This is a genomic window from Mesorhizobium sp. L-8-3, from assembly GCF_016756615.1.
In the GTDB taxonomy this organism is placed as follows: domain Bacteria; phylum Pseudomonadota; class Alphaproteobacteria; order Rhizobiales; family Rhizobiaceae.
Genome location: NZ_AP023262.1, coordinates 4272190 through 4285030, shown reverse-complemented (window position 1 = coordinate 4285030; position 12841 = coordinate 4272190). Strand labels below are relative to the sequence as shown.

14 protein-coding genes are annotated in these 12841 nt (G+C 62.3%); 6 read left to right on the top strand and 8 right to left on the bottom strand.

Annotation, left to right across the window (positions count from 1 at the left end):
* Window positions 1–84: 84 nt before the first annotated feature.
* Both JN302_RS19830 and JN302_RS19825 read left to right on the top strand, forming a co-directional pair.
* On the top strand, window positions 85–432 hold the full coding sequence (locus tag JN302_RS19830; protein ID WP_202328690.1) for a hypothetical protein: 348 nt from the start codon (window positions 85–87) through the stop codon (window positions 430–432).
* A gap of 88 nt (window positions 433–520) precedes the next feature.
* On the top strand, window positions 521–1159 hold the full coding sequence (locus tag JN302_RS19825) for a helix-turn-helix domain-containing protein (RefSeq protein WP_202314385.1): 639 nt from the start codon (window positions 521–523) through the stop codon (window positions 1157–1159).
* 354 nt (window positions 1160–1513) lie between these two features.
* Here JN302_RS19825 and JN302_RS19820 read toward each other — a convergent pair whose 3' ends face one another.
* From JN302_RS19820 to JN302_RS19800, 5 genes are all read right to left on the bottom strand, one after another.
* On the bottom strand, window positions 1514–2341 hold the full coding sequence (locus JN302_RS19820) for a universal stress protein (protein ID WP_202328689.1): 828 nt from the start codon (window positions 2339–2341) through the stop codon (window positions 1514–1516).
* Window positions 2342–2406: 65 nt separating this feature from the next.
* Window positions 2407–3078: a phosphoribosyltransferase gene (locus JN302_RS19815; protein ID WP_202328688.1), complete on the bottom strand. Its 672-nt coding sequence runs from the start codon at window positions 3076–3078 to the stop codon at window positions 2407–2409.
* A 4-nt stretch (window positions 3079–3082) separates the two neighbouring features.
* Window positions 3083–3508, bottom strand: a complete 426-nt coding sequence (locus JN302_RS19810) for a DUF2267 domain-containing protein (RefSeq protein ID WP_202328687.1) — start codon at window positions 3506–3508, stop codon at window positions 3083–3085.
* A gap of 109 nt (window positions 3509–3617) precedes the next feature.
* On the bottom strand, window positions 3618–4133 hold the full coding sequence (locus tag JN302_RS19805; RefSeq protein WP_202328686.1) for an Hsp20/alpha crystallin family protein: 516 nt from the start codon (window positions 4131–4133) through the stop codon (window positions 3618–3620).
* Between the two features lie 253 nt (window positions 4134–4386).
* Entirely contained in the window at window positions 4387–4977 is a 591-nt protein-coding gene (locus JN302_RS19800; protein ID WP_342215845.1) for a DUF3775 domain-containing protein, read from the bottom strand.
* A gap of 331 nt (window positions 4978–5308) precedes the next feature.
* On the opposite strand from JN302_RS19800, the gene JN302_RS19795 reads away from it, so the two are divergent.
* The gene (locus tag JN302_RS19795; protein ID WP_202328685.1) at window positions 5309–6325 is read left to right on the top strand and encodes a hypothetical protein; all 1017 of its coding nucleotides are present in this window, start codon (window positions 5309–5311) and stop codon (window positions 6323–6325) included.
* Here JN302_RS19795 and JN302_RS19790 read toward each other — a convergent pair.
* Window positions 6294–7271 (bottom strand): ribose-phosphate diphosphokinase, encoded by a 978-nt coding sequence (locus tag JN302_RS19790; protein WP_202328683.1) that lies wholly within the window; start codon window positions 7269–7271, stop codon window positions 6294–6296. The two genes, JN302_RS19795 and JN302_RS19790, sit on opposite strands and share 32 nt — an antisense overlap.
* A 91-nt stretch (window positions 7272–7362) precedes the next feature.
* Complete coding sequence (groL, locus tag JN302_RS19785) at window positions 7363–8985, bottom strand: chaperonin GroEL (protein ID WP_202328681.1); 1623 nt, start codon at window positions 8983–8985, stop codon at window positions 7363–7365.
* 512 nt (window positions 8986–9497) lie between these two features.
* On the opposite strand from groL, the gene JN302_RS19780 reads away from it, so the two are divergent.
* Window positions 9498–9857, top strand: a complete 360-nt coding sequence (locus tag JN302_RS19780; protein WP_446720666.1) for an SPW repeat domain-containing protein — start codon at window positions 9498–9500, stop codon at window positions 9855–9857.
* 62 nt (window positions 9858–9919) lie between these two features.
* On the top strand, window positions 9920–10210 hold the full coding sequence (locus JN302_RS19775) for a hypothetical protein (protein ID WP_202328678.1): 291 nt from the start codon (window positions 9920–9922) through the stop codon (window positions 10208–10210).
* 373 nt (window positions 10211–10583) lie between these two features.
* Here the strand turns inward: JN302_RS19775 and JN302_RS19770 are convergent, their stop codons facing one another.
* Complete coding sequence (locus JN302_RS19770) at window positions 10584–10970, bottom strand: phasin family protein (protein ID WP_202328676.1); 387 nt, start codon at window positions 10968–10970, stop codon at window positions 10584–10586.
* A 222-nt stretch (window positions 10971–11192) separates the two neighbouring features.
* Between JN302_RS19770 and JN302_RS39985 the strand changes: the two genes are divergently transcribed.
* Window positions 11193–12818: a GNAT family N-acetyltransferase gene (locus JN302_RS39985; RefSeq protein WP_446720665.1), complete on the top strand. Its 1626-nt coding sequence runs from the start codon at window positions 11193–11195 to the stop codon at window positions 12816–12818.
* Window positions 12819–12841 lie beyond the last annotated feature (23 nt).

The following is a 12841-nucleotide window of genomic DNA, read 5'->3' as shown; positions in this document are numbered from 1 at the left end:
GCTTTGATCTGCCGCAATGCGCCAGGTTCCCGAATATGCGACGCAGGATGGCCGAGGCGAAACGGTGCCCGGCGGAGATCCAGCGTGGCCAGATCCGAGATTGTAATCACCGCTGCTCCCGATGACGGCTTGCGCCGCTCTCTTGAATTCGCGCTCGAGAGCAGTGGCTTCCGGGTCGACGCACATTCGTATGCGACCGACGCCTTTGCATCCCGATACGCGCGGCGCGCCGCCTGCGCCGTCATCGATGATCGGGCCGTGGATTGGAAGATTGCCCCGGGGCAATTCTTGATCTTTGCCAGGCCGGTCATACTGCTTGTGAGCCTGTTCCGGGCCGCTCCCGAACTGCAGAAGGTGACACTCGTGACGAAGCCGTTCCTCGGTGGGCCGCTCATCGAGGCGGTGCGGAACGCCATCACCGCAGCGGACTGACGGCTCTACGTGGTTTCCCCTAGGGATATGACCGAATTTCGCGATCATCGGATCTGCGCAATTCTCGCCTCAGCAGCTGGAGGTGATCATGTCGGTCTTCGAATTGTCCCGGAATTCAGTCCATCCGCAGGGGGCGGCGTTTGCCCGCGACTTCGGTGTGATGAACATGCCCAGCCTTTTCCCGGCGGGCGCCGAAATCTACGCCCAGGGCGAGAAAAGCGGCAATCTCTACAAGGTCGAGTTCGGAGCAGTCCGCATATACCGCTTGCTCGCGGACGGCCGCCGGCAGATTTCGGCTTTCCACCTCCCCGGCGAAGTCTTCGGTTTCGAGGCGGATAGGACGCACCATTTCTTTGCGGATGCCGTCGGCGCCACCGGCATCAGTATCTTGCGTGCGAATGCCTCGGGCGGCGATGCCGCGAGCGAACTGCTGCCCTTGGCGCTTCTGAGCCTGGTCCGGGCCCAGGAGCATCTGCTCGTGCTGGGCCGCCAGAATGCGACGGAACGGATCGCCGCCTTCCTGACGGATATGTCCGCGCGACAAGGGGGCCTGCGACAGATCGATCTGCCCATGTCCCGCGCGGACATCGCCGACTATCTCGGCTTGACCATCGAGACGGTCTCCCGCGTGTTCTCCAAACTCAAGCAGAGAGGCATCATCAAGCTGGCGAGCTTACGCAGAATCGAGATCGCCAGGTGGCAGACCCTGCACGAAATGGCGGCTTGACAGCGTCGAGTTTTGGAGGCGGTTGCGTTGCTTCCGACCAGGGGATGATGTGGCACCCGATTTCGACGGCACCCTTCAATCATGACCTGCAGCTGGCCGTCATGGATTGGGATGGCCCCCACGCCCTCGTGTTCCCCTGCAGGCGCGTGCTGACCGGATGGGTCAAATCGGACTCCAACGAGCGGGTGGACGTATCACCCACCCATTGGCGCATCTGGGAGTACCATCCGATCCACTCCGCGTGACCTGCCCCCGTCGCGGTTGCCGTGTTTCGTCGCGGCTCGCACACTGCTGAAAACACCCCAGCGCATCGCAGAACGGCAATCGTCTTCGTCCGGCAGCGTGTCACTGTCGTCAGTTCGACAGCAGCCGGTGCATCGATCCGGCCGACAGCATGGAGCGCGTCACGCCGCCGAACGCCCATTCCAGAAGCCTGCTGTGGCCATAGCCGCCCGCAACGACGACATCCGCTCCGATCTCCCCGGCTTTCGCTATGAGAACCTCAGCGATCTTCGCCCCATCGGGCTCCAGTATCTGCGAGCTCGCCCTCACGCCGTGCCTCATCAGGAAACGGACCACATCCGCGGCGCCCTCCCGTACGGCCGGCTGATCTCCTTCGGCAATGGCGGCCACGGTGACCTCCTTGGCATGCGTCAGGAAAGGCATCGCATCAGCCACTGCGCGACGCGATTCACGTGCATCCTTCCAGGCGATGAGAATCCGTTCGCCGCGCAAGGGGCGCAGATCGTCCGCCGCGAACAGGACCGGCCGTCCCACCGACAGGATCAGCGCACCCGCGTCGATCGTCCGGTGGAAATCGCCCCCCGCCTCGGCCGCCGGAGTTCCAGTTACCACCAGGTCGGCGGCGCGGGCATGCAAGGCCAAAGTCCGCGTAGGGTCGTCCAGATCGGTGCGCCATGAGGCGCGCTCATTGTTGCCTGAAAAGGCCAGGAATTCCTCCTTGAGCACCTTCAGACGATCCTCGATCTCGCGCCTTCGCTGACGCAACAGCTCCCGCGTCACAAGACCGTTTTCATCCGGGGGTACGAGCGCGCGCGCTTCGACCGCGACGACGGCAATCAAATCCGCCTCGAATTTTCCTGCGAGTTCCCGGGCGAAGCTCAAGCGCGGTGTCGCTGGAGAATCCACGTCGAGCTGCACCATGATGGTGGTGATGGTCATTTCTCTTCTCCGTCAGGCTCGGACGACAGATCAGCATGGGTGCGGCATCTCGGCCTTGACCCGCGTCAAGCTTTCTTCGCGACCTCGTCGAGGTCCTTTTGTTGTCTTGCATCCCGCACCGCCGCGATCACCTGGTCGTCGGTGAGTTGGGGAAAGTGCTGGTAATGAAACCCAAGCGCACGGAAGTGTGCCGGCTGGCGCAGGCAAATGACCCTGTCGGCTTCGCGCGCGAGTTCGGCGATCGTGTCGGGAGGGGCCACCGGAAGCGCCACGACGATCTCGCGCGGCGATCGCCGCCGGAGCGCACGGATCGCCACTTTCATCGTGGTTCCCGTGGCGGCCCCGTCATCGACGAGAATGGCCGTCTTGCCCGAGACCGACTTTGCTTGCCGCCCGCTGCGATAGGTCAACCGGCGCCGCTCCAATTCGGGGCGCTCGCGGTTGACCAGAAGCCGAAGCTCGGAATCGTCCAGCCCGTATGCTTCGATGATCTCGCGATTGAGCACGATATCGGGTGGACTGCCGTCGACGATGGCCGCGACTGCCAGTTCGGAATTGTCGGGCGCACCCACCTTGCGCACGATGACAAGGTCGAGCGGCGCCTTCAGGGTCCGCGCCACCTCCGCCGCAACCGGCACACCGCCCCTTGGCAAGGCGAGCACGATAGGATCAGCCAAGCCCAACCTTGCCACTTCGTTCGCCAGTTCGCGCCCGGCCTCCCGTCGATCGTGGAACATCGCGTCAATCCGCCGGCCACAGCTCGCGCAGGGCTTTCTTCATCGAATTCCTGACCTGCACGATTTCGCCATGCGAGACATGCCGATCGAGCAGTCTGAAGACTGCCGTGATGGCCATGTCCGGATCGTTCAACGGATCGCCCGAGAACGCGTCCTGGATACGCGCAACGAAGTCGTCCTTGTGGCGCTGCCAGACAGGTGTCTCCGCCGGCTTCCACCCCTCGAAATAGATGCCCCTTATGAGTACGGGCAACTGGGCGGCGAGATCGGTCATTTCCTCCGGGGAGAGCCAGTCGCGCAGCGCATGAAGAACCGCGCGGAGAAGATGATATGCGTGTCGATCGTTGCAGTTCAGATCTTCGGCCAGTTCATTGACCCATTGCTGGGCCTGCTGCGATGCCTGGGTGAAGCCTGCGATTGAAGTGCCCATGGCAATTCTCCTCGGCATGGAGTTGGCTGTTCACCGGAGGGTTCATGTGGTTCCGGTTGACCTGCTCGTCGGTGCGTCGCCTGCCGACGCACCGACGAGGCGAGAGCGCTCAAGGGGCAGCCTTGACCGCGATCTTCTTTTCGGCCTTCTTCGCCTCGGCCGTCTTGGGCAGCTTCACGGTCAGCACGCCCTTTGCGAAGTTCGCCTCGATCCTGTCGGCGTCGATGCCTTCGGGCAATTGGAAGCTTCGCTGAAACGAACCGTAGCGCAGCTCGGACAGATAATAGTCCTTTTGCCTATCTTCCTTCTGCTCGCTCTTCTCGCCCTTGATCGTCAGCGTGTGGTTGGAGAGCTTGATCTCGACGTTCTTCTCGTCAAGCCCGGGAAGCTCCGCTGTGATCTCGTAGGCGTCGTCCCTCTCGACAAGGTCCATCGCCGGTGCGACCTGCCATGGCGCATGAGATATCCGGGGCCTGAAAACCCTGGAAGGAAGGCGCCAATCGAAGGGACGAAAATCGTCGAACAGGTGGTCGATTTCTCGACGGAGGCTGTCGAACGGATTCCAGTCTCCGGCTTCCGCCGGCGCGGAAGACTTCTTGACGGGCAATTTGCCAGCTTCGGCCATGATGCAACTCCTTGGCGTTGTTGAATGAAGCTTTCAGATGCCGCCGCCTCCGATCTTCCACCTTGAACCGGAGGCTGCCGGACCCGCTCGCCGGAAGTCACCGTTGATCCGGCGCTTCGCTTCGGCAAGATCGCGCCTTGAAACGGATCGTTGCACAGCCTGGCCAGATCCAACTCGATCCAGCGAGGACTTCAGAAAAGCCCTTTCGATGTCATCCGGCTTTGACGCGGATCAAACCGGGCGAATGTTCCGCTCAAAGATGCTTCCCTTCGTAGTCGGCACACGAAAGACCGAGGACGTCGAGACCGGCCAAGAGGTGATCGGACAGCAGCGGATTCCCGCAGAGATATTCGACCGTATGGTCGTTGTGGGCGTCGGCGGCCTGTTTTCGCACGATCGGCCATTCGGTTGCCCGATAGTCGTCCCGCCCGAGCCACATCAGCGTGACCAGATCGATCTGCTCGTCGACAGAGAGGTCGGATATGAGGGACGACAGTTCTTCCTGAACGGGGTCGTCATCATGATCCTGCAGCACGGCGACGTCGTGATCGTCTGTCGGATTAGACCCCGGATCCGGTTCGGTGACGGCCTCCTTCGCGTCGAACTCACGTGCTTTCATGACAATGAAGCACACCGTTTCGACCGGAATTGCCAGTTCCGGGACTCTGTTCTCCTCACTTCCGATTCCACGTTTCATTGGGATCCTTCCTTTCCATTCCTGCTCGCCTTTCCCCGCATCGGAGAAACCGACCATCACCCGTCGAAACCGGACGCTGGCTACGTCACGAAACCGGCCGACGCTCACGAGATCGGTCTTTTTTGCCGGGCGCAGCCGCCGCCGCATGGGTAGCTTCGGAACCGATCCTGCAGGCACCCGGCAGCGCCCCATGGCGGCGCATATGCGGGTCAGGCTAGCCGACTATTGTCGGCCGTCTTTGACGCGTATCAAGGTGATGTCCGGTCGTTGGCTGAATTACTATGGCGCGGTCGATTTCGAAGGGGCCGCTCCCGAGGAGCCAGCACCTATGCCATGCGACGCACCTGTCATGGGAAAGGCGATGGGCGTGCCGGCTTCCATCGCGTCCGGATCATCTTGTTGCTCGTCCCCTCAGGGGCAGCAGACATCTGCGGTTCCGGGCGATTCAGACCCAATAGCCGACGGCGGACGGATACCGATGATCGATCTGGCGGCAAAGGTGCGTTTTCTGAGCGACCCCAAAGCATACCCACACGCGACGGCGATCGTCGACGTGCGAGAAACGCACATGTCCTGGGTGTTCCTGACCGATGACCGCGTATACAAGCTCAAGAAGCCCGTCAAATATCCGTTCCTCGATTTCAGCACGCTCTGGCGCCGGCGCTTTTTCTGCGAGGAGGAATTGCGGCTGAACAGGAGGCTTGCCGGCAGCACCTATTGTTCGGTCGTCGCGCTGCGATGCGAAGGGCCGGACCGTCTCAACCTGACGGGACAAGGCAGCGTCATCGACTGGCTCGTCGAGATGAAAAGGCTGCCGCAGGCCGACCTGCTGGACGCCAGGCTGCGCCAGGGAAACGTGACGGAGGCTGATGTCCGAAGGATCGGGCAACTGCTGGGCGACTTCTATTCGGCCTGCCCCCCTGAAATCGTGGACGGCCCCCTCTACGCAAAGCATCTGATCGAGGAGCAGGCCGTCAACCGCGCCATTCTGGGACGGCCGGAACTCGGCATGGCGAACGTCGCTCTGCCTGTGCTCGACAGGGTGGATCAGGCACTCGAAAGAGCTCTTCCACGGATCGAAAGGCGCATCTCAGAAGGGCGGATCGTCGAGGGGCACGGCGATCTTCGGCCTGAACATGTCTTCATCGGCGAGCCGATACAGATCATCGATGCCCTCGAATTCAGCCGCCCGATGCGGATCGTCGATCCCTATGATGAAATCAACTATCTCGGCCTGGAATGCGCAGTGCTGGGAGCTTTCTGGGTACGGCCGATCCTCCTCCACACGCTCGAGGCGCGGCTCGGCGGTCGAACGGACGATGAGACGCTTGCCGTCTACGGCGGCTTTCGCGCTCTGCTCAGGGCGCGACTCTGCATGGCGCATCTTCTCGACGCGCACGTAGCCACCCCCGGCAAGTGGAAGCCGCTCGCCCTCGCATATGTCGAGAGGGCCAAGGGCGAACTCAACTCTCCATGCCGACCAGGTCCGCGATAGACCCGGATCCATGGAGCCGCGCTATCGCCTCGGCGACCAACGCGCCGCAGGGCACAAGCTCGATCCTGCCTTGCCGGACGGCGGCTTCGTCCGATGCCGAAGCCAGGCTGTCCGTCACGACGACCTTGTCGATGGCGCCGTCGGCAAACAACGTCTCCGAACCCTTGCCGAACAGGCCGTGGGTGGCAACGGCGTACACCGCCTTCGCGCCGCGCTCACGGCATGCCCGGGCAGCCCTGAGCATCGTACCACCTGTGCTGATCATGTCGTCGACGAGGAAAACCACCTTGCCGTCCACATCGCCCGCGAACAGATCGCCCGTGACGACGCCACGGCTCCGATGCTTTTCCATGAAGCCGAAGCCGGTTGCGCTTCCTGAGGTCGCCTCATAGCTTTCCTTCAGCAACCCAGCGCGCTTCACCCCTCCCCCGTCGGGGGAAAAAATCACGACAGGAGCATCGCCTGCGAGCTCGCGAACGGCAGTACAGAAAGGCCTGCGCGCATCGAGATGAACCGTGCGGCACCGGAATGCGTTCTGAAAAGCCGCAAGGTTGTGCACTTCGAGGGTGACCAGACAATCCGTGCGCATGGCTTCGAACAATTGTGCCAAGTAGCGCATCGTTACCGGATCTCGCGACTTCGTCTGCCTGTCCTTGCGGGCGTAGGCGAGATAGGGCGCCACCGCGGTGACCCGCGCGGCTCCATTTTCGCGACACGTGGCTATGAAGAACAGAAGTTTCAGAAGCTTGTCGTTGGCCGACGCGTCGGCTCCGCCCGCAAGGCTGTGAAGGACATAAACGTCCTGGCCACGCACGCTGACCAAGGGCCGCGCCTTGTGCTCGCCGTCCTCGAAGTCGCGCTCCTCATGCGGATCGACGCCGACGCCCAGCGCCTGTGCGACCGAGAAGCCCAGGCGGTCCGTTCCCTTCAACGCAAAGAAACGCATGTTCGCCTCCGTGTGGAAGGATGCCCACGAGCGTGGATCCCCGCGTCCGCTGACCGATCGGTCGCTATACGCCCGAGGCCCATGCCCCTGGCTACATCGTCATCTCCGGCATGACCGGCTGCGCGGGCCGCTGCTCCGGAATCTCTGTCATGGTCGCCTCGGTCAGCAGCAGCGTGCTGGCGACCGAGACCGCGTTTTCGAGCGCAATTCGAACGACCTTGGTTGGATCGATGATGCCGGCCTCGACCAGATCGACATATTGCTTGCGCCCTGCATCGAAACCGTAATTGTCCTTTCCTTCGAGCATTCTGGCGACCACCACTCCGCCGTCGACCGCCGAATTCTCCGCGATCTGGCGGACAGGCAGTTCAAGCGCGCGCTTCAGGATTTGCACGCCCGTCCGCTCGTCGCCTTCGCACATTTGCTCCTCCGCCTCCACGGGTCCGATGCAGCGCAGCAGCGCGAGCCCTCCGCCGGGCACGACGCCTTCCGCAACGGCCGCCTTGGAGGCGCTTATCGCGTCGTCGAGCGCTTCCTTCTTCGACTTCATTTCGGCTTCCGTCGGAGCGCCGACCTTGATGACGGCGACACCGCCGGACAGTTTCGCAAGCCTCTCCTGCAGCTTTTCGCGATCGTAATCGCTGGTCGTATCCTCGATCTCACGACGGATCTGCTCGATGCGGCCCTTGATCGCCTTGCTCTCCCCTCCGCCTCCGACGATGATCGTGCGGTCCTTGTCGGAAACGACCCTCTTGGCGCGGCCGAGTTGGTCGATGGCCACATTCTCCAGCTTGATGCCAAGCTCTTCGGAAATCACCTGCGCCCCTGTCAGCACCGCTATGTCCTGAAGCATGGCCTTGCGGCGGTCGCCGAAGCCCGGCGCCTTGACCGCGCAATTCTTCAGCGTGCCGCGGATGTGGTTCACGATGAGCGTGGCCAGTGCTTCGCCTTCTACGTCCTCCGCGACGACGAGCAGCGGCTGGCCGGATTTGGCGACGGCTTCCAGGAGCCTTATCAGGTCGTTGAGGGACAGGATCTTGCGGTCGACGATCAGTACCAGGGGATCTTCGAGCACCGCCTCCATCTTTTCCGCATCCGCCGCGAAATAGGGCGAGACGAAGCCGCGATCGAACTCCATGCCTTCCACGACGTCGAGAACTGTCTCCGTGGACTTCGATTCCTCGACGGTTATGACGCCCTCGCCGCCGACCTTCTCCATCGCCGCACCGACCAGTTCGCCGATCACAGTATCGTTATGCGCCGAGATCGTCGCGACCTGCTCCTTCTCTCGCCGCGTCTCGACCGGCTTGGATATCGCCTTCAATGCCTCGACAGCGCGTTTTGTCGCCCGGTCAAGGCCGCGCTTGATATCGATTGCGCTCGCGCCGGCAACGACATTGCGCACCCCATCGGCGAAGATCGCGTGAGCGAGAATTGTCGAAGTGCTGGTTCCGTCGCCGACCATCTCGCCGGTCTTTTCCGCGGCCTGCCTCAGCATGCGGGCTCCAAGGTTCTCCTCCGGATCCTTGAGGTCGAACTCCTTGGCGATGGTGACACCGTCGTTGCAGACGATCGGCGCTCCCCACTTCTTTTCGATGAGCACCGATTTCGAACGCGGACCTAGCGTCACGCGAACTGCGTCGGCAAGCTGCGTCGTGCCCCGCAGGATCTTCTCGCGAGCCTCGGAACGGAACAAGACCTGTTTGTGAGCCATGGCATGAGCCTCCTCGGTCAAGAGGCTCCTAGCGCAACCGAGCAACCGGTTTCCTTGATGCCGGTCAAATTGTCGGAGAGCGGGATCATGTCGGCGACCATGGGACGCAACGAGGCTTGGAGATTTCCCGCTGGTATTCGCTGCCTGAGGCTTCCAAATCGCTTTGACGACCTCCCGGCGCGGCTTCGACGCCGCATGGTCGAGGCGCGCCCTGCAGGCTGGAGCGACCTGCAAGGCGCCAGGCCTTCCCCCTGCGGACGAAGACCAGACAGCCAGCCACCCCGCGGAGTAGACACCGAGGGTGACGACTGTGCCCCACAAGCCGATGTCTCGGCCAGTGCCATGGACCGCAATGGCATCCAAGGCCCGCCCCAGGATGCATCCCGCGCCATAGGCTTAACGAGTATTCAGTGCGTCTTCGGCGCTCACATTGACGCAGATCAAAGCAAGAAAAGCATCATCGGACACGATTACTTTCTACGAGAACCTGTCCACGAGAGGAGTGATCGAAGATGCACGATCAGCGCTGGCAGGATCGAATAATCCTCGTCGCGGGGTTGTGGTCGATCTCATCAAGCTGGCTGCTCGGGGCAGCCGTGCCGCATGGCGCTTCGGCGAACGCGATAACGTGGAATTTTCTGCTCGGCGGAGCGGCCGCTGTCACACTGAGCCTTGCGGCGTCGGCATCGTTTCAGGTTGGGCGGAAGTGGCGAACGTCATGCTTGGCGCATGGCTCATCGCATCACCATGGGGTCCTGGAGTTCGCAGCCGCTGATGTCGCCAACTGGAGCGCAGTCCTTTCAGGGGCTATGATCGCACTTCTTGCAGCGTGGCGGGCGCTGTGGGCTCTGGAGGAAGCAGGAAACATCTGAGTGCCTCGCAGGAACGTACTGCAGGCACCGTCGGGAACCACGTCATGCCGACCAGGATACGAATGTTGTACCCCGCTTGCGTTATCATGCCGGAAGGCGTCGAGATGCTGCGTCGTGTCTGCAACTCGCTTTGCGGAGACCAAGGCATTGAAGTGGATTCCGGCGAAGCTGCCAGGATCGCCCGGCATGCGATCAAGCTCTACGCGAACGGCCTGGCCGACGAGAGCGAACTGCTTCAGGCGATGAAGAACTGGTTGCGAGGCCGCACCAACCCCCTCCTGAGGCGCCCGGGCTCCACTTCTCACGCTTCGGCCTCGGTCGGCGTATGGTCGTCGCCGTCCGATGGCAGGTGACCAGTTGGGTCCGCTCGGGGATTGCAGCAGCGTCGGCTTCCGGGTGGTGTGCCCCCCAGCCAAGGCGCACCCTCATCGGCCTGTCGAGGTCGCTCGATCACGGCCGCTTTGATGCTTGTTGGCCCGAACCTTGGGCGCGCGGCCAGCGAGCGGCCGTGGCTCGGGCGGAACAAATCGTTGACCCTGTCTTGATCAGGCTGACGCATCCACGTGAACTCAATCACCGGCGCGCCGCACCACGCCGCTTGGCGCCAAAGGGCACGAGCGACGCAGCCGCGCCTCCAACGGTCGATCTCATCGACCGCTGTTATGGTCCGATCCTCAAGATCAAAACCGACCTTCGCGGCCCCCGCCCGCAGGTTCGCCCGGAGTTTCAGGCAGCAACCGTCGCCGCGGCTCTGTCTTCCGCAGCACGCTCGGCTTCCTTGCTCACATCCTTGGCCGTTTCCGTGGCAAGCTTCGCGCCGATCGACGCGATCCTTCCAGCTTCGGCAGCATAGTCAGAGCTGGCGTTCTGCATGAAAGCAGCGACGATGTCGACCGAGTCCTCGGACTTCGCGCTTCCGGCAAGGTCAGCCAGGAGTTTCACGTCCTCCTCATAGCGGCGCTTGAGGAAAGTGAGAGCCTCGATCTGATACTGCATTGCCGCCTTGAGGCCATGAAGCTGCAGGCGCACAGCCGCCTGATAGAATCTCTGCCCGGTCGTGACGAAAGGCAGTGCCGCAACGGGAAAAGGCGACTGGTCGGATTTCGAAGGCATGGCTGTTCCTTTCTTCGACGGCGCGAAAGCGACCTCAAAACTCTAACGGCGCGGCGTTCATGTACTTTGATCTGCATCAAGACATGTCGTTTTGCCCGACAGAGAGCAGTGGCGTCTTGATCTCTGCAGCGAAGCTTCGTCGCGATCATTGACCAGCGTCAAAGCGGGGCTGGCGGCGGGAGCGCATGATGATCGCGATCCGCACCAGCAAGGAGATATGCGATGAAAGCTCTCGTCTATGGAGGCCCGGGCAAGAAGTCTCTCGAAGAGCGTCCCGTCCCTGAGATCGTCGCTCCGACCGATGCCCTCGTGAAGGTGACGAGGACCACCATCTGCGGCACCGATCTCCACATCCTGAAGGGCGATGTGCCGAGCTGCACGCCGGGTCGCATCCTGGGCCACGAAGGCGTGGGCGTCGTGGAGGAGACAGGCGCCGGCGTGACCGAGTTCAAGAAGGGCGATCGTGTGCTGATCTCCTGCATATCGTCCTGCGGCAAATGCGAGCATTGCCGCAAGGGCATGTATTCGCATTGCTCGACCGGCGGCTGGATTCTCGGCAACACGATCGATGGAACCCAGGCGGAATTCGTCCGCATCCCGCATGCCGACACCAGTCTCTACCACATCCCGGACGGCGCCGACGAAGAAGCACTGGTCATGCTGAGCGACATCCTGCCGACCGGCTTCGAGTGCGGGGTGCTCAATGGCCGGGTACAGCCTGGCAGCACGGTGGCTGTCGTCGGCTCCGGACCGATCGGTCTCGCGGCGCTTCTGACGGCACAGTTCTATTCTCCCTCCCAGATCATCATGATCGATCTCGATCAGAACCGCCTCGAAGTGGCGCGCCGTTTCGGCGCAACGGCGACGGTCAATGGCAGCGGAGACGACGCAGCGGACCAGGTGCTGGCGTTGACCGGCGGGCGCGGCGTCGATACCGCCATCGAAGCCGTCGGCATTCCGGCGACTTTCGAACTCTGCGAAGACATTGTCGCCCCGGGCGGCGTCATTGCCAATGTCGGCGTCCACGGCGTGAAGGCCGATCTCCATTTGGAGAAGCTCTGGTCGCACAATCTCGGGATCACCACGCGTCTGGTCGATACCGTCAGTACGCCGATGTTGCTGAAGACCGTACAGTCCGGGAAGATCGATCCGAAAAAGCTGATCACGCACCGGTTCGCGCTCGATCGGATCGTCGACGCCTATGAAACGTTCGGGAGCGCAGCGAGCACTCACGCCCTGAAGGTCATCATCGAGACTCCAGCCGCGAATGGCCACGCCACGCGATCAGTCGGACAGGCCACAACCGGGAAGCCGGACAGTACCGTGGCAGCCGACAAATGGAGCTGCGATCTGGTGACCCGCTCCGGGCTTGTTCTTCACGTTCGCCCGGTTCGCGCCGACGACGAAGAGGCGCTTTCGGATTTCTTCACGCATGTGACGCCCCGGGACCTGCGCTTTCGTTTCCTTGGCGGCGTGAGGGAGGTCAGCCACGAGCGTCTCGTCGCCATGACCGACGTCGATCACCGGCTGACGGAGAATTTCCTCGCATGCGTCGATGGCGGAGAGACCATCGTTGCGACCGCGATGCTGGCCTGCGAGCCTACTTTCGAGAAGGGCGAGGTCGCGATCTCGGTCCGCTCCGACTACAAGCACAAGGGTGTCGCATGGGAGTTGCTCCGCCATCTCGCCCGTTATGCGGAGGCCCGAGGCCTCAAGGCACTTGAAGCTATTGAGAGCCGCGAGAACCATGAGGCCATCGAGCTTGAGCGCGAGCAGGGATTTGTCGCTGAATATTACCCCGACGACCCGACGCTCGTCCTGATCCGGAAGGAGTTTCACAGGAACTGACCCTGCCGGGCGCTGAGCCGGAG